Annotated in this window: 22 protein-coding genes; 16 read left to right on the forward strand and 6 right to left on the reverse strand. The window is 71.5% G+C overall.

Annotated elements, in window-relative coordinates; genetic code table 11:
* Positions 1–9 precede the first annotated feature (9 nt).
* Positions 10–1,494, forward strand: coding sequence for a ribosome biogenesis GTPase Der (gene der, locus ABZV34_RS11900; protein ID WP_356273758.1), 1,485 nt, complete (start codon positions 10–12; stop codon positions 1,492–1,494).
* An 80-nt stretch (positions 1,495–1,574) separates the two neighbouring features.
* On the opposite strand, the gene ABZV34_RS11905 is transcribed toward der, so the two are convergent.
* Both ABZV34_RS11905 and ABZV34_RS11910 read right to left on the reverse strand, forming a co-directional pair.
* Positions 1,575–1,985 carry a hypothetical protein gene (locus tag ABZV34_RS11905; protein ID WP_356273760.1) on the reverse strand — a complete coding sequence of 137 codons (411 nt, stop codon included), beginning with the start codon at positions 1,983–1,985 and terminating at the stop codon, positions 1,575–1,577.
* A gap of 207 nt (positions 1,986–2,192) precedes the next feature.
* Positions 2,193–2,966, reverse strand: a complete 774-nt coding sequence (locus ABZV34_RS11910; protein WP_356273762.1) for a hypothetical protein — start codon at positions 2,964–2,966, stop codon at positions 2,193–2,195.
* A 539-nt stretch (positions 2,967–3,505) separates the two neighbouring features.
* Between ABZV34_RS11910 and ABZV34_RS11915 the strand changes: the two genes are divergently transcribed.
* From ABZV34_RS11915 to ABZV34_RS11930, 4 genes are all read left to right on the forward strand, one after another.
* Positions 3,506–4,210 carry a transglycosylase family protein gene (locus ABZV34_RS11915; RefSeq protein ID WP_356273764.1) on the forward strand — a complete coding sequence of 235 codons (705 nt, stop codon included), beginning with the start codon at positions 3,506–3,508 and terminating at the stop codon, positions 4,208–4,210.
* A 355-nt stretch (positions 4,211–4,565) separates the two neighbouring features.
* Positions 4,566–5,435, forward strand: coding sequence for a hypothetical protein (locus ABZV34_RS11920; protein WP_356273766.1), 870 nt, complete (start codon positions 4,566–4,568; stop codon positions 5,433–5,435).
* Positions 5,436–5,520: 85 nt separating this feature from the next.
* Positions 5,521–6,558, forward strand: coding sequence for a YafY family protein (locus ABZV34_RS11925; RefSeq protein ID WP_356273768.1), 1,038 nt, complete (start codon positions 5,521–5,523; stop codon positions 6,556–6,558).
* 332 nt (positions 6,559–6,890) lie between these two features.
* A complete protein-coding gene (locus ABZV34_RS11930) occupies positions 6,891–7,106 on the forward strand; it encodes an I78 family peptidase inhibitor (RefSeq protein ID WP_356273770.1) in 216 nt (71 codons plus the stop codon).
* Positions 7,107–7,355: 249 nt separating this feature from the next.
* Here ABZV34_RS11930 and ABZV34_RS11935 read toward each other — a convergent pair whose 3' ends face one another.
* Positions 7,356–8,399 (reverse strand): phosphatase PAP2 family protein, encoded by a 1,044-nt coding sequence (locus ABZV34_RS11935; RefSeq protein ID WP_356273772.1) that lies wholly within the window; start codon positions 8,397–8,399, stop codon positions 7,356–7,358.
* A 239-nt stretch (positions 8,400–8,638) separates the two neighbouring features.
* Positions 8,639–9,808, reverse strand: a complete 1,170-nt coding sequence (locus tag ABZV34_RS11940; RefSeq protein ID WP_356273774.1) for a glycosyltransferase family 39 protein — start codon at positions 9,806–9,808, stop codon at positions 8,639–8,641.
* A 257-nt stretch (positions 9,809–10,065) separates the two neighbouring features.
* Between ABZV34_RS11940 and ABZV34_RS11945 the strand changes: the two genes are divergently transcribed.
* Positions 10,066–11,676, forward strand: a complete 1,611-nt coding sequence (locus ABZV34_RS11945) for an MFS transporter (protein WP_356273776.1) — start codon at positions 10,066–10,068, stop codon at positions 11,674–11,676.
* 140 nt (positions 11,677–11,816) lie between these two features.
* The gene (locus tag ABZV34_RS11950; protein ID WP_356273778.1) at positions 11,817–13,010 is read left to right on the forward strand and encodes an acyl-CoA dehydrogenase family protein; all 1,194 of its coding nucleotides are present in this window, start codon (positions 11,817–11,819) and stop codon (positions 13,008–13,010) included.
* Positions 13,011–13,049: 39 nt separating this feature from the next.
* Here the strand turns inward: ABZV34_RS11950 and ABZV34_RS11955 are convergent, their stop codons facing one another.
* Positions 13,050–13,490 carry a cell division protein SepF gene (locus ABZV34_RS11955; RefSeq protein WP_168527384.1) on the reverse strand — a complete coding sequence of 147 codons (441 nt, stop codon included), beginning with the start codon at positions 13,488–13,490 and terminating at the stop codon, positions 13,050–13,052.
* Positions 13,491–13,779: 289 nt separating this feature from the next.
* Here ABZV34_RS11955 and ABZV34_RS11960 point away from each other — a divergent pair, with 289 nt between their 5' ends.
* The 9 genes from ABZV34_RS11960 (at position 13,780) to ABZV34_RS12000 (ending at position 24,576) form a co-directional block, all read left to right on the forward strand.
* The gene (locus tag ABZV34_RS11960) at positions 13,780–15,015 is read left to right on the forward strand and encodes a DUF5685 family protein (RefSeq protein ID WP_356273781.1); all 1,236 of its coding nucleotides are present in this window, start codon (positions 13,780–13,782) and stop codon (positions 15,013–15,015) included.
* A gap of 611 nt (positions 15,016–15,626) precedes the next feature.
* The gene (locus tag ABZV34_RS11965) at positions 15,627–15,764 is read left to right on the forward strand and encodes a hypothetical protein (RefSeq protein WP_356273784.1); all 138 of its coding nucleotides are present in this window, start codon (positions 15,627–15,629) and stop codon (positions 15,762–15,764) included.
* Positions 15,761–17,557 (forward strand): FAD/NAD(P)-binding protein, encoded by a 1,797-nt coding sequence (locus ABZV34_RS11970; protein WP_356273787.1) that lies wholly within the window; start codon positions 15,761–15,763, stop codon positions 17,555–17,557. The genes ABZV34_RS11965 and ABZV34_RS11970 overlap by 4 nt, the downstream gene beginning before the upstream one ends.
* A gap of 112 nt (positions 17,558–17,669) precedes the next feature.
* Complete coding sequence (locus ABZV34_RS11975) at positions 17,670–18,737, forward strand: LLM class flavin-dependent oxidoreductase (protein ID WP_356273790.1); 1,068 nt, start codon at positions 17,670–17,672, stop codon at positions 18,735–18,737.
* A complete protein-coding gene (locus ABZV34_RS11980; protein ID WP_356273793.1) occupies positions 18,734–19,975 on the forward strand; it encodes an LLM class flavin-dependent oxidoreductase in 1,242 nt (413 codons plus the stop codon). The genes ABZV34_RS11975 and ABZV34_RS11980 overlap by 4 nt, the downstream gene beginning before the upstream one ends.
* Before the next feature lie 4 nt (positions 19,976–19,979).
* Positions 19,980–20,762, forward strand: a complete 783-nt coding sequence (locus ABZV34_RS11985) for a DUF1684 domain-containing protein (RefSeq protein ID WP_356273796.1) — start codon at positions 19,980–19,982, stop codon at positions 20,760–20,762.
* A 280-nt stretch (positions 20,763–21,042) separates the two neighbouring features.
* The gene (locus tag ABZV34_RS11990; protein ID WP_356273799.1) at positions 21,043–21,948 is read left to right on the forward strand and encodes a S1 family peptidase; all 906 of its coding nucleotides are present in this window, start codon (positions 21,043–21,045) and stop codon (positions 21,946–21,948) included.
* A gap of 226 nt (positions 21,949–22,174) precedes the next feature.
* Entirely contained in the window at positions 22,175–23,215 is a 1,041-nt protein-coding gene (locus ABZV34_RS11995) for a slipin family protein (protein ID WP_356274182.1), read from the forward strand.
* 278 nt (positions 23,216–23,493) lie between these two features.
* Entirely contained in the window at positions 23,494–24,576 is a 1,083-nt protein-coding gene (locus ABZV34_RS12000; RefSeq protein ID WP_356273802.1) for a S1 family peptidase, read from the forward strand.
* Positions 24,577–24,713: 137 nt separating this feature from the next.
* On the opposite strand, the gene ABZV34_RS12005 is transcribed toward ABZV34_RS12000, so the two are convergent.
* Entirely contained in the window at positions 24,714–25,316 is a 603-nt protein-coding gene (locus ABZV34_RS12005; protein ID WP_356273805.1) for a DUF6461 domain-containing protein, read from the reverse strand.
* Between the last annotated feature and the right edge of the window lie 198 nt (positions 25,317–25,514).

Raw genomic sequence — 25,514 nt, forward strand, 5'->3', positions numbered from 1 at the left:
ACGGACTTCATGAACGACCACATCCAGCCCGACGGCTCGGCCGGCCCGGCCGGGCACGAGCACGGGGCGCTTGGCGATGCCGAGTACGCGGACTTCATGGAGCTCGCCTCGGCAGAGGGCTTCGACATCGAGGACGTCGAGGGCGCGATCGACGAGGCGGGCCACGGCCCGCTGCCCGCCCTCGCTGTCGTCGGCCGTCCGAACGTCGGCAAGTCGACCCTGGTGAACCGGATCATCGGCCGCCGCGAGGCCGTCGTCGAGGACAAGCCCGGTGTCACCCGCGACCGCGTCACCTACGAGGCCGAGTGGGCGGGCCGCCGCTTCAAGCTCGTCGACACCGGCGGCTGGGAGCAGGACGTCCTCGGCATCGACGCGTCCGTCGCCGCGCAGGCCGAGTACGCGATCGAGGCGGCCGACGCGGTCGTCTTCGTCGTGGACGCCAAGGTCGGCGCGACGGACACCGACGAGGCGGTCGTGCGGCTGCTGCGCAAGGCCGGCAAGCCGGTCGTGCTGTGCGCCAACAAGGTCGACGGCCCGAGCGGCGAGGCCGACGCCTCGTACCTCTGGTCCCTCGGTCTCGGCGAGCCGCACCCCGTCTCCGCGCTGCACGGCCGCGGCACCGGCGACATGCTGGACGCCGTCCTGGACGCCCTGCCCGAGGCCCCGGCGCAGACCTTCGGCACCGCGGTGGGCGGCCCCCGCCGCATCGCCCTCATCGGCCGCCCGAACGTCGGCAAGTCCTCCCTCCTGAACAAGGTGGCGAACGAGGACCGCGTGGTCGTCAACGAGGTCGCCGGCACCACCCGCGACCCCGTCGACGAGCTCATCGAGCTCGGCGGCATCACCTGGAAGTTCGTCGACACGGCGGGCATCCGCAAGCGCGTCCACCTCCAGCAGGGCGCCGACTACTACGCCTCGCTGCGTACCGCCGCCGCCGTCGAGAAGGCCGAGGTCGCGGTCATCCTGATCGACGCGTCCGAGACCATCTCCGTGCAGGACCAGCGCATCGTCACGATGGCCGTCGAGGCGGGCCGCGCGATCGTCCTCGCCTTCAACAAGTGGGACACCCTCGACGAGGAGCGCCGCTACTACCTGGAGCGGGAGATCGAGACCGAGCTCCTCCAGGTGGCGTGGGCGCCCCGGGTGAACGTCTCGGCGCGCACCGGCCGGCACATGGAGAAGCTCGTCCCCGCGATCGAGACCGCCCTGGACGGCTGGGAGACCAGGGTTCCGACCGGCCGTCTGAACGCCTTCCTCGGAGAGCTGGTCGCCGCCCACCCGCACCCGGTCCGTGGCGGCAAGCAGCCCCGCATCCTCTTCGGTACGCAGGCGGGCACCAAGCCCCCGCGGTTCGTGCTCTTCGCCTCCGGCTTCATCGAGCACGGCTACCGGCGTTTCATCGAGCGCCGGCTGCGTGAGGAGTTCGGCTTCGAGGGCACGCCGATCCACATCTCGGTCCGGGTGCGCGAGAAGCGCGGCGCCAACAAGAAGTAGGAGTCGCGAGAGCGGCGGCAACAGGTGAGGGGCGGCTCCCATGGGAGCCGCCCCTCACCCGTCGCGTCGATCGTTTCCGCTCAGAGCCCCCGGCGTGGCGCGGGCGGCAGGGCGGCCGGGACGTGGTGCATGCCCGTGCCCTGCTGTCGCCCGCCCGGCTGCCAGACGGCCGTCGCCGTCGTGGTGTGCCCCGGCGTCACGCCGCCGTGGCGCGCGGAGTAGGCCCCCGCGCTGTAGGAGCTGAACGACGAGGTGTACGAGGACGATCCGTACCCGCCCGTGCCGTGCGCCAGATTCCCGAAAGCGGTGAAGCCGAGCTCCTCCTCGCCGTGCCGGTCGCCGGGCAGTGCCCTGAAGGCTCTGGCCCACTCGGCGTAGAGCGCGTCGTAGATCGGCGTGGCCGAGGGGCTGCCCTGATGGTCCTGGGCCGGTCGCGCGGACGGGATCGGCTGGAGGGACTGGCGGCGGCGGGGGGCGTCGTAGGTGTGCACGTACGTGCCAACGACCCCACCGCCCAACGGATGCGGCCGCCGCGTCGCTTTCGCAGGTCAGCGGGGACCCGGATCCGGCGTCCGGGGGACGCTCGACGCCCCTCGGGGGTGCGGCCAACCGTGCGCTCGGTCAGGGTCGGCCGGCGCCGGCCGGGTGACCGGGGGGGCCGGATCGAGCGCGGTTGCCCGCACCCCGCGGGGGAGTGCTCACGTACCGGCGAGCGGCATCGCCGCGGCCACCAGCTTGCCGTTGGCCGCGGCCTTGTCCAGCGCGTCGCGCAGCAGGTCCTCGCGGGGCTGCCGGCCGATCGAGCCGACCGGAGCGGCGAACAGCAGCACCTGCTGGTGCTTGTTGGCGGCCGCCCGCCAGCTCTCGGCGACCTGGAGCGCCTGGTGCGCCTGCCACCAGGCGACGGGCGAGCCGCCGCCAGTCCCCGGCTGGAGCACGGCGTGCAGCTGGCCCATGGCGAGCAGTACCGACCAGCCGTGCAGCACGGGCGGCACCGAGTGCAGCTGGGTCACCGGCATGAAGCCCTGCTCGATCAGGAGCGGCAGGAAGTCGTCGCCGATGTCCGTCGAACCGGGGCGCACGATGGGGCCGGTCGGCTCGACGACGAGCGCCGGGTGCAACTCGCCGCCCAGCAGGACGAGTCCGCTGGTGACGCCGAGCACGGCCTGCTCCGGGGCGGACTGGCCGGACGCGCCGTCGGGGTTGATCGAGCGGACGGCGCCCTGCAGTTGCTCCTCGGTGACCTGTACGACCTGTGAGGGCAGGCAGGTGGCGTGGGCGAAGGCGAGGACGGCGGTCTCGTCGCCGATGAACAGGACGGTGCTGGTGCGCTCCTGTTCCGAGTCGCCCGGTGTGCGGCAGGACGTGCAGTCGTAACTGCCCGGGGCGTTCTCTCCGGCGAGCAGCCGGTCGGCTTCTTCGTCGCCGATCTCGGCGCGTACGTCGTCGCTGACGTCGAGCATGCGCGGCACGGGTGGCTCCTCGGGATGCGGTGCGTGGCGATGCCGGGTGGCTCCCGGCCCATGACGCCGGGGGCCCCGGCTCATGAAGATGACAACGGGCGATCTGTGGCCGGAGTCACGCCCGGAAGCGAACGGAATCGAACCATCCGACGCGCAGGGTGAACTCGGGTGCGGAATCCGTCACTCCCAGCCAACTTGGCTGAGCCTCATGGAAGTTGATCCGGTGAGGTGGGTCACAGGGCGGGAGGGGGGCTGGTCGACATATCCGGAAATCAGGCAATGAAATGGGTGGCTGAAAGTCGCTGATACCCGCGGTAACCATGAACTGGCCTCGAATGACAAGGAGTTGGTTGATATCGGGGCGACCAGCTCCCTAGATTCCACCTCCGAGTGCAACGAGCACCACTCGGGCACGTCCGCCGGCAGCACCGCACAGTCAGCTTCGAGCACCACCGCCGGCGGACGGGGAGGAGTACGACGACCGCGTCCTACGCGCCGGCAGTCGTACCCCGCCTTGGGGGACCCCGGGTGTTTCGAGAGGGAAATACATGTCCGCATGTGCCGACAACACTCGTAAGGCCCGTACGACGACTCGTACGACGGCGGTCCTCGCGGGGGCGGCTCTGCTCGCTCCGCTCGGACTGCTCGCGGCGACCGGCAACGCCGCCGCGGCCGACAATGGAGTGTGGGACCGCATCGCCAAGTGCGAGAGCGGCGGGAACTGGCACATCAACACCGGCAACGGCTACTACGGGGGACTCCAGTTCTCCGCCGGCACCTGGCGCGCGTACGGCGGCACGGCCTACGGGTCGACCGCCGACAAGGCCTCCAGGGGCGCACAGATAGCCATTGCCGCCAAGGTCCAGAACGCACAGGGATGGGGCGCCTGGCCCACCTGTTCGGCCCGGGCCGGAGCCTACGGAAGCGCGCCCGCGTCCTCGGGTGCCGGGTCGTCCGGAGGGTCGGCCGCCACGAAGTCGACACCCAAGTCGGTGTCCAGGAAGGCGCCTTCGGCGTCCGCGTCCAAGGCGGCCCCGTCGAAGCGGGCGACGGCGCCCGCACGCGCGTCGGGCCACACGAACCGCGACCTGTCGCGCGGTGGCCACGGTGACTACACGGTCCGTGGCGGTGACACCCTCAGCGGCATCGCGTCACGGCACGCGACCACCTGGCGGGAGATCTACGCGGCCAACCGGGCGGTCATCGGCGGTGATCCCGACCTGATCGTGCCCGGTCAGCGGCTCGACCTCTGAGCATCGCCGACACCGCTCCCCCCAACCCCGGTGCACGGGGCTCCCGTCCGGTCGGCCGACCGGACGGGAGCCCCGCCGGGACGCGGCGCGGCTCGGAAACCCGGGGGGCCGGACGGGGCCCGATGCCGGGCCACCCGGAAGCGGGAGGCCCGGCCGGTCCGTTCCGGGTGCCACCGGGTCCGGGGCCGCGGGAGTCGCACGCGTGGGGCTTTCGGGGGAGCGCGACAGGAACAACGGCTGCTTCTCGTGATGCCGCGGCAGTTCCCTGAGCCCTGATGTGCCGGTGGGGGCAACCAATCGGCCGGGTCCGGGGTCTCATCACCCAAGAGGTCCACGCGAGCAAGGGACGCCCCGCATGACGACGCCGGTCCCGCGGGCCGCGCGACGGCGCGCCGACGCGGACGCCGCCGTGCCCCCGTGCGCCGACTGCATCGCCGACTCCGCGGGCGGGCTGACCTTCGACGTCACCGACACCGGTGAGCCGGGGGCCGCGCTCCTCGTGCTGCGCCGCCGCGGGGGCCGCGAGGAGGTCAGACTGCCGCTGACCCCCGCCGGGGACGGTCGGCTGCGGGCCGCTCTGCCCAGCAGCGTCCCCCTGCCCGAAGGCCGTTGGGACGCGTTCGCGCAGGTGGCGGGCGGAGAACCGCGCCGTCTGGCCCCCGGCGTCAACGACCTGCGCTCACTCGTCGCCCGGGTCCCCAGTGGCGCGCTCGGTCACGTCGCCGTCCGTATCCCGTACGCCGCCGGATTCCCTGCTCCGCCCGGACCGGAGAGACCCTCGCCCCGGCACGGCCGCCTCACCGTCCGCAGCTGGCTGCGCGCCCCGCACGCGGAGGCGGTCGAACTGAGCCGCGGGGAACGGGTCCTGGGGATACGCGGCCGTGTGTACGGCGTCGGGCTCGCGCCGGACGCGTATGCCGAGGTGTGCCACCGGGACGCGACCAGGGCCCCGGTACGTGCCGAAGTGGACGTGGAGCAGACCGAGTTCGGCTTCACGGTGGCCTACGACGTCCTGCGGCCCGGCGTCTGGGACCTCTGGCTGCGGCCCGCGGGGGAGAGCGGGCCCCGGGTGCGCGTCGCGCGGCTGCTCGACGACATCGCTGACAAGAAGACCGTCCTCCTCCATCCCAGGACCACCGTGCGGACGCCGCACGGCCCGCTGACGGCCGGCCCCTACTACACGCGGGACAACGATCTCTCCGTGACGGTCACCCCGGCGGACTGAACGCCACCCGCACGCCACCGGCTCCCGCACGCCACCGGCTCCCGTCCCCCGGCATCGGCCCGTGAGGGCTGGCAGACTCGACGCCATGCTGGAGACATCGGCACGACTGCTGCGGCTGCTCTCGCTGCTGCAGGCCCACCGCGACTGGTCGGGTGCCGACCTGGCGGACCGCCTCGGCGTGACGCCCCGCACGGTGCGCCGTGACGTGGACCGGCTGCGCGGGCTGGGCTATCCGGTGAACGCCAGTCCGGGCACCGGAGGCGGCTATCAGCTGGGCGCGGGCGCCGAGCTGCCGCCGCTGCTCCTGGACGACGACGAGGCGGTGGCCGTCGTGGTCGGCCTGCGCACGGCCGCCGGACAGGGCATCGAGGACATCGGCGAGACGTCCGTACGGGCCCTCGCCAAGCTCGAACAGGTGCTGCCGAACCGGCTGCGCCGCAGGGTGAGCGCCCTCAACACCTTCACCGTGCCGATGCTGCGCGGCCCGGAGCCCTCCACGGTCGACCCGGCGGTGCTCACGGACCTCGCCAACGCCTGCCGGGACTCCGAGCGGCTGCGCTTCGAGTACCTCGACCACGGCGGCTCCCCGACCCGTCGCACCGTCGAACCGCACCGCCTGGTGTGCACCGAACGCCGTTGGTACCTGGTCGCCTGGGACGTCGACCGCGGCGACTGGCGTACGTTCCGGGTGGACCGCGTCACGCCCACGCCGCCGCACGGACCGCGCTGCGCACCGCGTACCCCGCCCGCGGACGACCTCGCGGCCTATGTCTCCCGGGGTGTCTCCACGGGCGCGTACGCCGTACAGGCGGTGGTGCGGCTGTTCGTTCCCCTGGCGGAGGCGGCCGGGCGGATCTCACCTTCGGCGGGGACGCTGGAGGCCGAGGGCGAGGACAGCTGCGTCCTGCGTACCGGAGCCGCGAGCCTCGATGTGATGGTGATCCACGTGATGCTGACGGGCTTCGAGTTCGAGGTGCTCGAACCGGCCGCGTTGACCGAGGCGATCGGAGCGGCGCATGGCCGACTGGTCCGGGCACTGGAGCGGGCTCCCGGAAAATCGACCCGGACAGGGGACGGAACGGGCCGGACACCGGGGACCGGGCGCGGATCAGGGACGGTGTGACGGTCCGAGGATGTGCGGGGATTCTGTGCCGGAACCGTGCATTTCCTATGCGGTACCGGCTTCCGTGACTCGCGCCGGAATCGGAATGCAAAGTGCGGCTCCCGTGCTGGTGCGCGCACTTTTCCCCTCGTTATTCGGAACGGGGCGAGGAAGGTCCCGAATTACGTTCGAAGGCGTGCGGCTCACCCACCGAACCGCTCGTACGTGTGACGGAGTTCGACCGAAACGCGTGTCGTGATCCTGTGACAGAAGTGTGACCGGAGGGGTACGGGTGACACAGGGTCCGCGGTCCGGGCTTCCCCGGCCGGGACGGGCCGCCTAACGTGGCGGGCATGGCACCCCTTCCCGCCCCGCCCGCGGAACCCGACGACAGCCCGGAGACTTATGTCGGGATGGAGGCGAGCAGTGCTGAGCGCCGCGCCCGTGAGCGGGGCTGGTCCTCGGTGCGCTCGCTTCCGCCCGGCGCGATCATCACCATGGAGTACCGCGTGGGACGGCTGAACTTCGAGGTCGGTGACGGCCGGGTGACCCGCTGCTGGAAGGGCTGAGACCAGGTCCGTCCCGGCTCCTTGGCCACGGGCGTCTCGGTCCGGGACCGGGGGCCGGGATCCAAGCCCCGAGGCCGAGAGGGCGAATGCCTCAAAAAGGGTCAAATCGACTTGAGGGATCGACAGAACCGGGAACTCCCACGGCCGAAGCGCCCAGGACCCGGATCGCGCGAAGGCCCCCGGCTCGTGTGAGCCGGGGGCCTTCGCGCGCGGGGAGGTCGTGCGTACCGGCCCCGCTGTGTTCCTGGTCTAGCCGCCCGCGGCGGGCCGGGCCGACGCCGTGGTGGCCGCGGAGCGTGCCGCGCGGTCCGCGTGCGGCGGCCGACGGCTGCCGGCCGGGGTGACCGGGGTGCGCTCCGAGCGGGCCAAGTGCGGTCCGGGGGCCAGGTAGGCGGGTCCCCGGGCCGAGCGCGCGGCGGCCACGGTCTCGCGCGCCGGCATCTCTTCGTCCACGGGGCCGTGCTGTTTGACGAGAACGGGCGCGCCGACCGGGGCGCCGACGGGAACGCCGGCCGGAGCGGGCGCCATGCGGCCGCGACGGGAACGCCAGGCGTCGCGCAGCGTGAAGATCCCGGTCTCGGCGTGGGCGATCAGCGGCTCGCACCAGGGCAGCGCCAGCAGGATCAGCAGACCGGCGGCCCAGCCCAGCAGCACATCGCTCAGCCAGTGCGTGCCGAGGTAGACGGTGGTGAGGCCGACCCCCAGCGAGGTCACGGCGGACACCGCGGACAGCCAGCGCCGCGCCCCCGGGGTGGAGGCCAGATACGCCAGAATCCCCCAGGTCACCACGGCGTTCGCGGTATGACCCGAAGGAAATATATCGCCGCCCAGGCCCATCTCGTTCGAGCCGATCGTGATGGCGTAGTGCGGACCGAGGCGGCCCATGCCGAGCTTGGCGGCGCCGACCGTGATGTTCAGCAGCAGCAGCGACGCGCCCAGCGTCAGCAGGGGGCGGAGGGTGTGCTGCCGCCACGAGCGCCAGCCGAGCCAGGCCGCCACCATCACGGCGGTGGGGCCGCGTTGGCCGAGCACCACGTAGTAGTCGAGGAACGCGTGGATCTCCGGCCACTGTTGGTACGGCCGGAAGAACATGACCTGCCAGTCGAACCGGACCAGCCATGAAGTGATCGCCACGGCCCACACGATGGCCACGTAGAAGGCCAGGGTCGCTCCGAAGAGCACGACCCTGTGCCTGCTCATCTTCGGCACATCGATGTGGGCCGGCCGTTCCGGCTCACGGTCCAGCCGGGCGAAGACCCGGTCCAGACGGGTGAGGTTTCGTTCGGTACGCACTCAATCGACGCTACAGCGAGTGAGCTGCGCGCCAGGCCGAATCACTCGCTTTGTGATGACGATGTGATGTGGGATTCCTCTCAGGCGATGTTTATTTCCAATGATTCGCTAATCCTCGAGGGGGGTGGTCCCGTAATTCCATTGATCGGTTCCGAGTCTGCTTATATAGCGCTTATTAATTCGTTCACCGAAAGCTTGACTGGAATTCTCCGGCTGCTCACCGACCGTGCGTGGGCCGGTCATGGTGGTCCGGAGCCGTTCAGCCAGAAGGCCCCGTAGACCGCCGAAGCGGCGGCCACGGTGCCGAGAACCGCCGCTGACCTGGACGTACGCAGCCCGGCCAGCGCCCGCGCGAGGGGCAGCAGCAGCGGGAAGGCGGGCAGCAGAAGGCGCGGTTTCGAGCCGAAGTAGCCCGAAGCGCACAGGGCGAGCGCGGTGACGATCCCCGAGTACACCAGCAGCGGGAGGGGCTGTCCCTGTCGCACACAGCTGACGTACAGCCAGATCACCAGGGCGACCCCGGCGATCAGCCCGACGCCGGCGAGGGCCGACGGGAATGACGTGAACTTGTCGCCCACGAAGCGCGCGAACGCGTATCCGCCGTCGAATCCGTTGCCCCACTGCCCCTGGATGTCGAGATAGCCCAGCGACCCCCGGCCCGTGCGGTGGCCGACCCACAGGACGTATCCGGCGGCGCCGAGCGGCGCGAGGAGCATGCCGAGGGCGCGTGGCCATCGGGAGGCGCCCTGCGCGGAAGGCGTGCTCCGCTCTCGCACGAACGAGGTGATCGCCGCCACCCAGAGCGCCGCGACCACGGCCGCCCCCACCGGACGGGTCAGCCCGGCGAGCGAGGCGAGCAGGCCCGCCGTCACCCAGCGGCCGGCCAGCACCGCGTAGAGCGACCAGGCGGCCAGTGCCGTGAACAGGGACTCGCTGTACGCCATCGACTGCACGATGCCGACGGGCAGCACCGCCCAGAGGAGCGCGGCGCACACACCGGCCCGCCGTCCGTACACATGGTCCGCGACCGCGAAGATCCCCCAGGCCGCGGCCAACGACGCGAGCGTGCCCACCAACAGGCCCGCGTCCGCGTACGACAAGGGGGACAGAGCCGCGACGAGCCGCTCCAGCCAGGGCAGCAGCGGGAAGAACGCGAGGTTGGAGTGCACGTCGCCGTTGGGCAGACGGACCTGCCAGCCGTAGCCGAACGCGGCGACCCGGGTGTACCAGAGCGAGTCCCAGCGCGCCGTCAGCAGCGTGTGGGCGCTCTTGCCGTTCGCGGCGCTCCACAGGAAGAGGGTGATCAGGCCCAGGGCGCGGACGCCCGCGTACCCGAGGAGAGCTGGTGCGGCGCGGCGCAGCGCGCCCGTACGGGGCGGCGTCGCGGCGGGCGTCTCAAGATCGGTCACGGGCTCGATTATCGACGGCCCACGGAACCGGCCGGCCTCCCGGGGCCGTGGGCCGACAGGCCGGGCGTGGTGCACGCCACATGCCGGGCCAGGGGGACGTGAGAGGTCCGCCACGTGGAGGGAGAGGGAGTTCGCGTACGCTGGCCGCTCACTCGCCTTGGTCGCGTGCGCCCGGGAAGCCGTTCTCCCGCCGCAGCCGCAGGGAGTCCCCACCCAGCGGATCGCCGAACGCGAGGGAACATCTGGGAGGTACGTACATGTCCGGGACGACCACGGCCGACACATGTCGCCGTCGGGAGGCCGGGGCCGGTGCCAACCGCTGGGTCGTCCTTGTGGTGCTGTGCGTCAGCCTGCTCCTCGTGGCCCTCGACGCCACCGTGCTGCACGTCGCGGTCCCCGCCGTCACGGAGGACCTCAAGCCCGGCGCGATGGAGCTGCTCTGGATCGTCGACGTCTACCCGCTCGTCTGTGCCTCGCTCCTCATCCTCTTCGGCACGCTGGGTGACCGGATCGGCCGCAGACGCGTCCTCCTGCTGGGATATGCGCTGTTCGGCGTCGCCTCGGGCGTCGCCGCCCTTGCCGACAGCGCGCAGCTCCTCATCGGGGCCCGTGCCCTGCTCGGCGTCGGCGGCGCGATGATCATGCCCGCCACCCTGTCGATCCTGCGTCAGGTCTTCCCCGACCGGCGCGAGCGGGCGCTCGCGATCGGCATCTGGAGCGCGGTCGCCGCGGTCGGCGCCGCCGTGGGGCCGCTGCTGGGCGGCTTCCTGCTCGAACACTTCTGGTGGGGATCCGTATTCCTCATCAACATCCCGCTGATGCTGGTCAGCCTGCCGATCGGACGGCTGCTGCTGCCCGAGTCGCGCGGCGAACGCAACGGACCCTGGGACGTGACCGGCGCGCTGACGGCCGCCGCCGGACTCTTCGGGCTGGTCCTCGGGGTGAAGCGGCTCGGTGGCGGCGAGGCGCCCTTCGGCCCGTTCACGCTGGCGCCCCTGCTCCTCGGTGCCGCGCTGATGTTCGGATTCGTACGGCGGCAGCGGCGGCGCGCGTATCCGCTGGTCGATCTGCGGATGTTCGCGCGGCCCGCGTTCAGCACCTCGGTGGGCTGCATCGTGCTCGCCATGCTCGCGCTGGTCGGCCTGGAGCTGATCGCCGCGCAGTACCTGCAGCTGGTGCTCGGGCTCTCCCCGCTGCAGACCGGGCTGCGGCTGCTGCCGCTCACCTTCGCGGCGATGGCCGCGGGGCTCGTCGGTGCCCGGATGCTGCGTCGGTTCGGGCCGCGCGCGATGGTCTGCTCCGGGTTCTGCGTCACCGCGGCCGCGGTGGTCACGCTCACCGCGATGGGCGGGAACGACAACGCCGGGCTGCTGCTCGTCGGGTTCGTGCTGCTCGGGTTCGGGCTGGAGACGACGCTCTTCGGGGCGTACGAGTCGATGCTGAGCGAGGCCCCGCCCGCGCAGGCCGGCGGGGCCGCGGCGATAGGGGAGACCTCGTACCAGTTGGGTGCCGGGATCGGCATAGCCCTCCTGGGGAGTGTGATGAACGCGGCGTACGCCCCCGGGCTGGCGTCCGTGCGGGGGATCCCGGCGGGCGACTCGGCCGCGGCGGGGCACTCGCTGGGGGAGGCGTACGACGTGGCCGCGCGGCTGGGCGGGGCCCGCGGGGCCGCCCTGCGGCACGTGGCCCGCGACTCCTTCGTGCACGGGCTGCATGTGACCCTGCTGGTCAGTGCGGGATTGCTGCTGCTGGGAGCGGTGATGGCGCTGCGGCTGCCCCGGGTGATGGACTGCGAGGTGCCCGCGGCGACGGGCGCGGCCGAGATTCCCGCGCCCCGGGAAGCGGCCGGGTCCCGGGTCTCCGCGTAGTCTCCCGGTTTTCGACGGGTCTCGTAGGCTTCCCCCGCTCGCGCGCCGGTGGACCCTGGACGTACGGGACACGGCGTCGTAGCGTCGGCCCCGAAGCCCTTGTGACTATCACTGCTAGTTTTAGTGCCGGAGGTTCTGCCATGTCCGCGTCCTCGAAGCTGCCGCCCTTCGACCCCGCCGATCCGCTGGGCGTCGACGACCTGCTGGACGCGGAGGACCTCGCGATCCGCGACACGGTCCGGACCTGGGCCGCGGACCGCGTGCTGCCGTATGTCGCCGAGTGGTACGAGAAGGGGGAGCTCCCCGGAATCCGGGAGCTGGCGCGGGAGCTGGGCGGGATCGGGGCGCTCGGAATGTCGCTGGAGGGCTACGGGTGCGCCGGGGCGAGCGCGGTGCAGTACGGGCTCGCCTGTCTGGAGCTCGAAGCCGCCGACTCGGGGATCCGGTCCCTCGTCTCGGTACAGGGATCGCTCGCCATGTACGCCATCCACCGCTTCGGTTCCGAGGAGCAGAAGCAGCGGTGGCTGCCCTCGATGGCCGCCGGTGACGTCATCGGGTGCTTCGGGCTCACCGAGCCCGACCACGGTTCCGACCCCGGCGCCATGCGGACCTTCGCCAAGCGCGACGCGGGCGGCGACTGGATTCTCAACGGGCGGAAGATGTGGATCACGAACGGATCGGTCGCCGGGGTCGCGGTCGTCTGGGCGCAGACCGACGACGGGATCAGGGGGTTCGCGGTCCCCACCGACGTACCCGGGTTCTCCGCACCCGAGATCAAGCACAAGTGGTCCCTGCGGGCCAGCGTCACCAGTGAGCTGATCCTCGACGACGTGCGGCTGCCCGCCGACGCCGTCCTGCCCGGGGTGCGCGGGCTCAAGGGGCCGCTGAGCTGCCTCTCGCACGCGCGGTACGGGATCGTATGGGGTGCGATGGGCGCCGCACGGGCCAGTTTCGAGGCCGCTGTCTCCTACGCGAAGACCCGGGAGCAGTTCGGCCGGCCCATCGGCGGCTTCCAGCTCACCCAGGCCAAGCTCGCCGACATGGCCGTCGAACTGCACAAGGGAATTCTGCTCGCCCACCATCTCGGCCGGCGCATGGACGCGGGACGGCTCCGTCCCGAGCAGGTCAGTTTCGGCAAGCTCAACAACGTGCGCGAGGCGATCGAGATCTGCCGGACCGCCCGGACCATTCTCGGCGCCAACGGGATCTCGCTCGAATATCCCGTGATGCGGCACGCCACGAACCTCGAATCGGTGCTCACCTACGAGGGCACCGTGGAGATGCATCAGCTGGTACTGGGCAAGGCGCTCACCGGACTCGACGCCTTCCGGTGAACCGGGCACCGCAGGGCGGGGCCGGTGAGCGGCCCTGCCTCAGCTCTGGTTGAAGAAGCCGTCCGCCGGGCGACCCGCGGCCTCGCCGCTGACGATCTCCGTGTGGGCGGGGGTCAGCAGGAAGACCCGGGTGGCGACCCGCTCGATGGTGCCGCGCAGGCCGAAGGTCAGACCGGCCGCGAAGTCCACGACGCGCTTGGCGTCGGAGGGCTCCATGGCCGTGAGGTTGATGATGACCGGGACACCGTCCCGGAAGAGTTCACCGATGCCGCGTGCGTCCCGGAAGCTGTCCGGGGTGACCGTGCCGATCCGGCGGCCCTTCTCCTCCGCCGTCTCGGACGCGACCTTCACGCGCGGGTCGGTGACCCAGGCATCGCCGGGCTCCTGTCCCTCGGCGTAGTTGTCGTCGTCGTAGTAACGCTCGTCATCGTTGTCGTCGACGAGGCCAAGCCAGGCACTCGCCTTGCGCACCGATCCCATGGACGCCTCCTCTCACAGCGGTCTTTCGTGCTTCCGCATCCCCATGGTCGTCCATGATGCGGATGTCGCGCCAAGTGGATAGACGCCGCGCGGGGGTTTCGTGACGGTACTGGTGCACAGCGAATTCGTCGAGAGCCCGCGCCCCCCAAGGGCCCTGACGTATACGGCTGCTGACTAAGAGTGAAATATGATTCTCGACGGCGTTCGGGTGACGCGTGGGGCGTACGAGTGAACGGGGTGGTCGATACGATGCCGCAGCTCAACGTCGGACGAGTCACGGGGGAGTGTCGTGTTCGGAATAGTGAGGCCCTGCAGCCACCGGCTCGGTGAAGGGCTCAAGGCGCAGTGGATGGCGCATCTGTGCGGACTCTGCCTCGCGTTGCGCGGGGACCACGGGCAGTTCGCTCGGATCGTCACCAATTATGACGGTCTGCTGATATCGGTTTTGACGGAGGCTCAGGTCGAGCGTGCCGACGGGGGCCGGCGTACGGCGGGCCCCTGTCCCCTGCGCGGCATGCGGACCGCGTCCGTCGCGCAGGGCGACGGCGCTCGGCTCGCCGCCGCCGTCTCGCTGGTGCTGGCCGCTGCCAAGGTCCGCGACCACGTGGTCGACGGGGACGGGCTGTTGGCCCGCAGACCGGTGGCGCTCGCCGCTCGCCGGGTCGCCGCGAGCTGGGGGCGCGCCGGGGCCCGCACCGGGTCCGAGGTCGGTTTCGACACCGCCGTCCTGGTCGACGCCGTGGACCGGCAGATCGGCATCGAGACGCTCGCCGGGCCCGGAACACCGCTGCTGAACGTCACCGAGCCGACCGAGTCCGCGACCGCGGCCGCCTTCGCGCACACCGCCGTCCTCGCCGGCCGGCCGGGCAACGCCGCACCGCTCGCCGAGGCCGGCCGGCTCTTCGGACGGCTCGCGCATCTGCTGGACGCCGTGGAGGACAGGGAAACTGACGCCGCGTCGGGAGCCTGGAACCCGCTGACGGCCACCGGGACGCGGCTCGCCGAGGCGCGGCGGCTCGCCGACGACGCGCTGCACGGGATACGGCTGGCGCTGCGCGAGGTCGCGTTCACGGACGGCCGGCTGGCGCACGTCCTGCTCGCGCACGAGCTGGAGCGTTCGGTGGACCGGGCCTTCGGGACGTCGGGGTGCGGGCACGGCGGGCACGGCGATCAGGGTGCGGTCGGAGCCTTCGGGCCGCCGCCGCGGCAGGGCGGCCCGTACGACCCGCGGCAGCCGTCGCATCCGCACGACGGGCGGAATCCCTACGCCGGTGGGGGTACCCCCCTCGGCGGCGGGCCCTCCTTCCAGCCGCCCGGGCCCGGCGGGCGCGGTTTCTGGGCCGGGTGCGCCGCCGCGATCGGGCTCTGCTGCACCTGCAAGGTGTGCTGCGCCGACGAGTTCGAGGGGCCGTGGTCCCGGCGGCGGCGCGAGGGCTGGTGCGGCAACTGCGACTGCTCGTGCTGCGACTGCTGCGAGGCCTGCGAATGCTGTGAGTGCTGCAGTTGCTGCGACTGCGGGATCTAGCGCCGAGGTATTGGTGCCGAGGTACTGGGCGGTGTCGTTCGGGTCGGGTCGGCCGCGGGGGCGGCGCCGTGTGTTCCGGTTCTTCTGTTCCGGTGGTGAGCGGTGGTGAGCGGTGGAGTCGCGGAGAGGGGCAGGGCGGCGGGCGTGGAGCGCCCGTCGCGGTACGCGTGAACGTACGCATGGCGGGGGGTCTCCCGGAGACGGGAAGCGACGGCGGGCGACGGGGTGCGACGAGGGGAGGGGTGCGTGTGTGTGAAGGCCTGAGGCAGAGAGGGGAAGCGCGGAGGGCGCCCGGTTCGGGCGGTCGCGCAGCTGGTCAGCTCAACAGGAAGAGGACCACACTCGACCGAAGTCGATGTGGGAGCGGGTGACCAGCCACTGCTGCGCATGCATGGCCCAAGTGGAACAGGCATCCGTTTCCGCGTCAACTGACCTGAGACGTATGGCTCACAGTGTGGACAGCCTTGACAGTGAGGGGAAACGTCGCCGTACTCTCGGTGCACGGCCCTGCTGAGGGGCTCGGCCGTACGCGCCTCGCGACGCCCGGTGTCACCCGCGTCGACCTGTGTGAAGGCACCCGTGCTCGACTCGATGCGTCACGGAGCCCCCGCATGTCCTCGGACACCCTCACCAAGATCACCGAAGCCGTACCGGACGACACGGCGTCCCCGCGCGTCGTCCCGCGGCGCCGTCTCGGCCGGTTCCCCGTCGAGAGGCACTACGCGCGCGGTTCGGGGCGCACCCGATGAGCACGCGTCCGGCGACCGCGCAGCGCGCGGAGAACGCCGTGCGTCCCGCGCTGGTGATCGTGGGCGCCGGTCCCCGCGGGACCGGGCTCCTGGAACGGATGGCCGCCAACGTGCCTGAGCTGTACGCCGGTTCGGGTCTCGACATCCACCTCGTCGACCCGTATCCGCCGGGCGGGGGCCGTATCTGGCGCGAGGAGCAGTCACCACTGCTGTGGATGAACTCCGAGGCCCAGGACGTCACGATGTTCACCGACGAGACGGTGGACATGGCGGGGCCGGTCCTGGCAGGCCCCACGCTGCACGAGTGGGCCGCCCTCGACGGACACGTCTTCGCCGGCCGGCAGCGCCAGGGCGCGTACCTGCGCTGGGTGTACGAGCGGACGGTGGCCGCCCTGCCGCCGGGCATCACGGTCCACCATCACCCGTGCCGGGCCCTGCGGGTCGACGGAGGACGCGACGGGCGTCAACTGGTGTGGCTGGAGGACCACGCGCACCCGCTCGACGCCGACCTCGTCGTCCTCACCCTCGGCCACCTCGACGCCGAACTCGACACAGAACAAAGGGAACTGGCCGCGTACGCCCGCGCGCACGACCTGGTCCACCTGCCGCCGGGCTTCACCGCCGACAGCGACCTGGCGGCACTGAGACCGGGCGAACCGGTTCTCGTCCGCGGCTTCGGGCTCGCCTTCGTCGACCTGATGGTGCTGCTCACCGAGGGGCGCGGCGGACGGTACGTGGGGGAGACGTACCTGCCCTCCGGACACGAGCCCGTGCTGTACGTCGGCTCCCGGCGCGGCGTCCCCTACCACTCCAAGATCGGCTACGCCTGGACGGGCGACCGGCCCCCGCTGCCACGGTTCTTCGGGCCGGACGAGGTCGGTGAACTGCTCGCCAGGCCCGGTGGGTTCGACTTCCGGCGGGATGTGTGGCCGCTGGTCGAGAAGGAGCTGGGGTTCGCGCACTACCACCGGCTGTTCACCGCCCACCCCGAGCGCACGCGGATCGCCTGGAGCGACTTCGAGGAGAAGTACGGGACAGGGGACGGTCCCGGGATCCAGGCCCTGGTGGCCTCCGCCGTACCCGACCCCGCCGACCGGCTCGACCTCGGCGCGCTGGACCGCCCGCTGGACGGGGTGCGTCACGCCTCGTACGAGGAACTCCAGACCGGACTGCGCGCCCACATCGAGGACGATCTGACCAGGCGTCACGACTCCTCCCACAGCGCCGACTCGGCGGTCTTCCTCGGACTGCTCTCGGTCTACGGTCAGTTGGTCGGGCTCGGTGACATCGGTTCCTGGTGGCACGGCTTCTTCAGCTTCCTCGCGTCGGGGCCGCCCGGACCGCGACTGCGCCAGATGCGGGCCCTCTCACGGGCCGGGATCCTGCGATTCCTGGGCGCGGACATGACCGTCACCGCGGCCGAGGGGGTATTCCGGGCGGGCAGTGCCACCGTGCCCGGCGCGACGGTCGAGGCCCGGGCTCTCGTCGAGGCGCGACTGCCGCATCCCACGGTCGAGCGGACCCGCGACACCCTGCTGCGCGAGCTGTACGCCGAAGGGGCCGCCGCCACACCGGAGGGGCTGCTCGCCGTCGATCCCGCCGACGGCAGGGTTCTGGACCGCTCCGGCGTCCCGCACCCCCGGCGCTTCGCGCTCGGCCCGCACACCGACGCCCGGGGTTCGGGCGCGTTCACCCGGCCGCGTACCGGCGGCCCGGCCTTCCGGCAGAACGACGCGACGGCGCGGGCCGCGCTGGTGTTCCTGCGCGACCTCGCGTGTCGCCCCGTCTCCTGACCTCGCCCCGCTGCGAGGCCCTCGATGTCTTTGAGGCCCTACGTCTGTCTTCAGGCCTCCTTGTCTCCTTATGGCTATTCCTGGATTTCGGACAGGGGAAGGTGTCATTCATATGACCGCACCGCACGGCCGGGGGCTGCTGCACCTGGCCGCCGCCGTCGATCAGCGGGGGTCCTTCGACGCCGCCGCGTACGTCGGGCCGGCGCAACTCGCGGAGCGTGGCGCGCTCGACTTCGTGACGCTCGGCGGCACCTCCGCGAGCCCGGGCCCCGACGCGCTCGGCGTGCTCGCCCGGGTGGCGCCCGTCACCCGCCGGATCGGTCTGGTGCCGGCCGTGTCCGGCATCCGCGCCGAGGCCTGCCACGTCCAGAAGGCGGTGGCGACCCTCGACTGGATCAGCCGCGGCCGGGCCGGCTGGCAGTCCGGCGGGCCGACGGCCGGGTACGTGGACGAGGACGAGGAAGTGGACGAGAACGAGGGCAAGGACGAGGACGAGGGCAAGGACGAGGGCAAGGTCCGGTTCCGGGACGACGGGGACGGCGACACCGGCACGGGTGACGGGGTGCCCCGCGGCTTCGCCGGCCGGGACGGGCCGCACCGCGTCGACTACCGGGGCAGCACGTTCTCCGTGACGGGTCCGTCGATCGAGCCGCGCCCCCCGCAGGGTCACCCGGTCCGGGTCGTGGACGCCACCGGGAGCTCCGCCCGCCGGACCGCGGCCCGGTCCGCCGACGTGGCACTCCTGAGGGTCACCGGTCCGGCGCAGGCCCGTGCCCTCAGGGCCGGACTCCGCCATGCCGCGGCCGAGTCCGGCCGAGCCCCCGACACGCTGAGAGTCCTCGGCGCGCTCACCGTCGACCTCGGTGACGGCGAACGCGCGGCCGAGCCCGGCCACGGCGGTGGCGGCCCCCGGCACACCCCGCAGGGCCCCCTGTACCGGGGCGGCCCCGTCGGCCTCGCCGAACTCATCACCGTCTGGCACGAGTCCGAGGCCGTCGACGGCTTCCACCTGACCCCGCTCGAGCCACGCCGTGACCTGGAACGGCTCGTGAACGGAACGGTGGCGCTGCTCCAGCACCGCGGTCTGTTCCGCACCTTCTATCCGGGAAGCACGCTCAGGGAGCACCTGCGACTGGCCCGGCCCGCGAGCCGGTACGCCGTGACCGGGGGAGTGTCATGACCGTACGGACGCGCGGCTGGATCCATCTGGCGGCGCACCTGCCGGTCGGCGGAGACCTCATCACGCGGACCGGCAGGTACGAAGGCTTGCCCATCGATCCGTTCGAGGGCCCGCGGACCGACTTCGCCTCCTTCGAACACCTCGCGCGCACCGCCGAGCGTGGCCTGTTCGACTTCCTCCTGCTCACCGAGAGCCCGCGACCGCGCGAGCACCGGCAAACGCCCCGTGGTCCGGGCGTCGTCGGGCACCCGGAGCCGCTGACCGTTCTCCACGGGCTCGCCGCCGTCACAGGGCGGCTCGGGCTCGCCGCGGCGGTCGGCGCGGGCTTCGACGAGCCGTACGGACTCGCCCGCAGGCTGGCCACGCTGGATCACCTCAGTGGCGGCCGGGCCGCCTGGGCCGCGGTCACCTCCTGCGGCACCGTGCCCGGTGAGGACCTCCGCAGTGACGGTGTCCCGGCCCCGGCGGGCCGTCGCCGAGGAGGTTCCCGTCCCACTCGGACAACGGGGTCCGCTCTCGCGCGTTCCGCCGAATTCGTGCAGAGTGCACGGGAGTTGTGGGACTCCTGTCCCCCGGAGAGTGTCCCGCGCGCCGCGGCCCGCCGGGGCCGGCGTGTCGACGTCGCGGGCGAGTTCGGTGTGCCGCGCTCGCCACAGGGACACCCCGTGATCATCTTGGCCGACGACTCGGGCGGGGGACGGGAGTTCGCCGCGTCCACCGCGGAGGTCGTCATCACGCGGCACCGGACACCGCAGGCCGGCCGGGAGTTCCGCGCGGACATGGAGAGGCGGCTCGCGACCTACGGGCGCGCGCCCGGCGACCTGAAGATCATGCCCGTGGTGACCGTGGTGCTCGGCGACACCGCGGCCGAGGCGAGGGAACGGGCCGCCGACATCCGCCGGCAGGGGAGTTCGGAGAGGGAAGCGACCGTAGCGCCGCAGGAGATCCGGGGCGCCGGCCTCTCCTCGTACGACCCCGACGGCCCTCTTCCCGAGGTGTACGGACGGCCCTCGTACATCGGTACCCCGGAGGCGGTCGCCGCCGAGCTGGACGCGTTCGTGACCGCCGGCGCCGCCGACGGCTTCGTCCTCGTCCCCCGTCCGGCCCCCGGTGGACTCGACGAGTTCGTCGACCGGGTGGTCCCGCTGCTCCAGGAGCGGGGCGCCTTCCGTACGGAATACACGGGTACGACGCTGCGCTCACACCTCGGGTCGGCACGGCCGCTGTGGAAAGGTTGATCACATGACGACGGACGCATCCGAGGACTGGAAGCAGTGGCACGAGCATCGCATCGAGACGGTGTCCGCGCCCTACGGCCCGCCGGCGCTCGCCGGCACGCACTGGCTGGACGGTGATCCGGACGGGCGACTTCCGGACATCCCCGGGCGGTGGACCGCCGAGGAGGAGGGTGTCGTGCTGACGGCCGTGCCCGAGGACGGCCTGAGCGTGGACGACGAGCCCTTCACCGGAGAGGTCCGGCTGGTGGCGGACGTGGGCCCGGCGGCCGGGGCCCGCGTCAGGATCGGTGAGCGCCGCTTCGTCGTCCTGGTGCGCGAAGGAGTCTGGGGCGTACGCGACTTCGACCCCGCCGCTCCGGCGCGGACGGCGTTCAAGGGCATCGAGGCGACGCCGTACGATCCACGCTGGTCGGTGCCGGGGCACTTCACGCCGTACGGCGAGCGGCGCACGGTACGGGTGGAGAACGCGGACGGGCGGACACGCGGACTCGAACTCGGCGGCATCCTCGCCTTCACCCTGGACGACGCGGATCTCACGCTCCAGGTGTCGGTCGAGAGCGACGGCTCGCTGTGGGCCGTGTTCGCCGACGCCACCAGCGGGGACAGTAGTTATCGCTTCCGGTTCCTGCGCCCCGCGGCGCCCGACGCCGAGGGGCGCACGACCGTGGATTTCAACCGCGCCGTGCTTCCGCCGTGCGCATTCGCCGACCACTTCGTCTGCCCCTTCCCCCCTCCCGGGAATACGCTGGGCGCGGCCGTCGCGGCGGGGGAGCGCACGCTGAGCTGAGCCAGGGATGGGGGAGCGGGTGCGCGAGAGCGGGCGGCGCCCCGGCCCGTACGGATTCCGCGCAGTTGTGGTGGGGAGATCAACGACCTCTGGTCGTACGCAAGTTGAACGCTGCACGGCCGAAAGGCGCCCTTGCGCCGGTCGGCGGTGCGGCCGAATACTCCCCCACAGCGCTTGTCAGGGGCACGGCTTGTCCGGAATCCGGACGGGCGGCTCCCGGCTGCGCCTCACGGGCCCCGACCCCACGCGGGCCCCCTACTTCCCTCGGGAGGAACGAAAAGTGAGGATCAAGCGCACCACCCCCACTCCTCGCAGCGGCATGGCGAGACGCGTCAAACTGATCGCCGTGACCACCGGACTCATGGCCGCGGCGGCGTTCGCCGCCCCCACGGCGAACGCGGCCGATGTCCACACGTTCAGCGCCACCCAGCTGAGCACGGTGAACAAGTCGGTTCTCAACTCCGATGTCGCGGGCACCGCCTGGGCGGTCGACGCCAAGACGAACCGTGTCGTCGTCACCGTCGACAGCACGGTCTCCCAGGCCGAGATCGCGAAGATGAAGAAGGACGCGGGCGGCAACTCCGCCGCCCTCACGATCAAGCACACCCCGGGCAAGTTCAAGAAGCTGATCACCGGCGGCGACGCCATCTACGGCGGTTCCTACCGTTGTTCGCTCGGTTTCAACGTGCACAGCGGGAGCACCTACTACTTCCTGACCGCGGGCCACTGCGGTGAGGTCGCCTCCACCTGGTACTCCAACTCCGGTCACACCACCACGCTGGGCACGAACGTCAGCTACAGCTTCCCGACCAACGACTTCGCGCTGGTCCGCTACACCAACTCCTCGGTCGCCCACCCGAGCGCGGTCGGCAGCCAGACCATCTCCAGCGCGGCCACGCCCAGCGTGGGCACGACCGTCTACCGCCGTGGCTCGACCACCGGCACGCACAGCGGCCGCGTCACCGCGCTGAACGCGACGGTCAACTACGGCGGCGGTGACGTGGTGTACCAGATGATCCAGACCACCGTCTGCGCCGAGGGCGGCGACAGTGGCGGTCCGCTCTACGGGGGTTCCGTCGCCTACGGTCTGACCTCCGGTGGCAGTGGCAACTGCACCTCCGGCGGTACGACCTTCTTCCAGCCGGTCACCGAGGCGCTGAGCTACTACGGTGTGAGCGTCGGCTGACCGACTGATTCCCCCCACAGCACCACTCCCCCCACGGCACATCCCCCACAGTGCCCCGCACGGCCAGACCTGCAGCCAGCAGAAGGCGAGCCCCCGTACGCAACCGGCGTGCGGGGGCTCGCCCTTGTTCAGGTGCCGGGGTTACCGTCGGAGTGAACCCGTGAGGAAGGCCCGGCAAGGGTCTGGTACACGCCTGATGCGCCACGTCGGACCCTGGGGGGCCGTGATGGTCGAGGAACTGGTGGCGGCGGGAGTCTCCGTCGCGGCGGTGGGCCTGGTCTATGTGATGGCCGGGGCCCGCGTGGTCAAACAGTACGAACGCGGGGTGGTGTTGCGCCTGGGCAGGCTGAGCTCTGAGGTGCGCGGCCCGGGGTTCACCATGGTCGTTCCCTTCATCGACAAGCTGCGCAAGGTCAACATGCAGATCGTCACGATGCCGGTGCCCGCGCAGGACGGCATCACCCGGGACAACGTCACGGTGCGGGTGGACGCGGTCATCTACTTCAAGGTGGTGGACGCGGCCGACGCGGTCATCCAGGTCGAGGACTACCAGTTCGCGGTCTCGCAGATGGCGCAGACGTCGCTGCGGTCGATCATCGGCAAGAGCGACCTCGACGACCTCCTCTCCAACCGCGAGAAGCTCAACCAGGGCCTGGAGCTGATGATCGACAGTCCGGCCATGGGCTGGGGCGTGCAGATCGACCGGGTGGAGATCAAGGACGTCTCGCTGCCGGAGACGATGAAACGGTCGATGGCCCGGCAGGCCGAGGCCGACCGCGAGCGGCGGGCCCGGGTCATCAACGCGGACGCGGAACTGCAGGCGTCGAGGAAGCTGGCGGAGGCCGCCGGGGTGATGTCCGAGCAGCCGGCCGCGTTGCAGCTGAGGCTGCTGCAGACGGTGGTGGCGGTGGCGGCGGAGAAGAACTCCACGCTCGTCCTGCCCTTCCCCGTCGAACTGCTGCGGTTCCTGGAGCGGGCCCAGACCCAGCCGGCCGCGCCGGCACCCGGACCGGCGGCACCGGTCCCGGTCGCGTCGGCACCGGTCGCACCAGCACCGGTCGCACCGGCACCGGAACCCGCGCCGGTTCCGGTCGCACCGGCACCGGCGTCGCGACCGGAACCGATCGCACGAGAACCGATCGCACCGGACCCGGTCGCACCGGAACCGGCACCTCCCGCCGCCCCGCAATCGGTGCGGGAGCAATCGCCGCTGCCCGAAACCCCGGTGGGGCAGAGTCCCGATGGGGCGAAATCAAGACAGGACTAGACCTCACAGGCCGCATGTCGACCACTTGCACACAGTATTTGCAGTGGGAACTCGCGTGCTATGACCACGTACGGTCAAGGTGCGCGGGGCGCAGGACTGTTGCCGCACGCGCGTCCTGAAGTCGACCTTGTGTGCTCCCTGTGCGTCTCGGAATAGTGGGCGGCGAACAACGGGCATGGACACGGCATTTTGCTGTGAGCCGGGTGTGTGTCCGTACGCCTTCCGGTCCTGGAGGTCCCCACAACCTCCCTGACCGACCCCCCACAGGAGGACGTGAGTTGAAGCACCGACGCATACCCGCGAGGCGTGCCGTCATGGCCGGCGCGGGCATCGCCGCACTCGTCGCGGCCGGAGCCACTTTCCAGACTGCGAACGCGAGCGAGACGCCGAAGGCCCCCACGCCACACACACTGTCGATCGCGGCGGCCGGAAAGCTCGCCTCGACCCTCGGTGAGGACCTCGGCGCCGACGCGGCGGGAACGTATTACGACGCGAAGTCCCGGCACCTCGTGGTCAACGTGCTCGACGAGACCGCGGCCAAGGCCGTGGCGTCGGCCGGCGCCAGGGCCAGAATCGTCGAGAACTCCCTCGCCGAGCTGAAGAGCGCCCGTACGACGCTCCAGAGCGACGCGACCATCCCGGGCACCTCCTGGGCGACCGACCCGCAGACCGACAAGGTGGTCGTCACCGCGGACCGGACCGTCTCCAGGACCGCATGGGCCAAACTCGCCAAGGTCGTCGACTCGCTCGGCTCCAAGGCCGAACTCCAAAGGACGAAGGGGGAGTTCAAGCCCTTCATCGCGGGCGGTGACGCCATCAGCGGCTCCGGCGGCCGCTGCTCGCTCGGCTTCAACGTCGTGAAGGGCGGCCAGCCGTACTTCATCACCGCCGGACACTGCACCGAGGCGATCTCCACCTGGTCGGACTCCAGCGGCAACCAGATCGGCACGAACGAGCAGTCCAGCTTCCCGGACAACGACTTCGGACTGGTCAAGTACACCGGGAGCACCGAGCACCCGAGCGCGGTGGACCTCTACAACGGTTCCTCACAGCCCATCACCAAGGCGGCCGGGGCGACCGTCGGCGAGAAGGTCACCCGCAGCGGCTCGACGACCCAGGTGCACAGCGGCACGGTCACCGGCCTGGACGCCACCGTGAACTACGGCAACGGGGACGTCGTCAACGGGCTCATCCAGACCGATGTCTGCGCCGAGCCCGGTGACAGCGGCGGTTCGCTCTTCGACGGCGACAGCGCCATCGGTCTCACCTCGGGCGGCAGCGGCGACTGCACCTCCGGCGGTGAGACCTTCTTCCAGCCGGTCACCGAGGCGCTCTCGGCGTTCGGCGCCCAGATCGGCTGACCACCCGCCCGCTCCGGCGGAGGTCCCGTCCCCGCACCCGCGGGGGCGGGACCTCCGCCGTGTGCGACCCCGTCACCTGACGGGCGACGAAGCCGGTGGGACGCTGGCCGTCACCCGCCCCCTGGGTGTCCGGCCCATCACCCGCGGGGTCCCCCCGGCAAAGGGCCCAACCGGCCGCTCATACGCGGGTCGTCCGTCTCTCCCGGGTGCGTCAGCCGGATGCCGAAAGCGTTCTCGACAAGCGACAGGACGCCATGGAGAGGGGGCTCCCCGCCAGGGACGAGCCCCAACGGCCGCATGTGTTCGTCGAGTCGTGCGGGGTCCTGCCCGGTCGGCTCGATCGCCTGGAGCGTGTGAAAGTCGACGATGACGTCGCCGTCGACCGCGTACTTGAACCAGTGCATCGGCTTCTCGTTGTAGTGCAGGGCGACGGCCTCGGTGCCGACGGACACGGCGCTCAGGATCCGCTCATCGAGCCCGTGCACACCGCCCTGTTCCCACGCCCAGGTCCATGAGCCGTCGATGCCCGTGGTGACGACCGGCTCCTCGTCGTCGAGAAGGTCGTCGCCGAAGTCGTCCGACAGATCCGTGCCGTCGCGAAGTGCGAGGGATTCCCCGTCGACCCCCATGCGGGTGAGCAACTCGACAGGACTCAGACCTCGTACGAAGGTCAACGTGTAGAGGGGGAAGTCGCCCACCCGGAACATCTCCAGGCCGCGTCCTGCGTGTGCGCTTGTCATCCGGCGGATGCTGTCACACCCCACTGACACCCCGGCGGACGGCCGTCGCTCGGCAGCCCAACCGCATCGGATGTCTCTATTCAGGGCTCCACAGCGGGCCCCGCCACGACCCTGGCCGCCGACCACGGCAGGCTGCCGCGACCACCGCGACCACCGCGACTGTCACGAAGGCCGGCCTGCTGTCCGCTCCGGATCATT

The sequence above is a fragment of the Streptomyces sp. NPDC005195 genome (assembly GCF_040608315.1).
Lineage (GTDB): Bacteria > Actinomycetota > Actinomycetes > Streptomycetales > Streptomycetaceae > Streptomyces > Streptomyces kaempferi.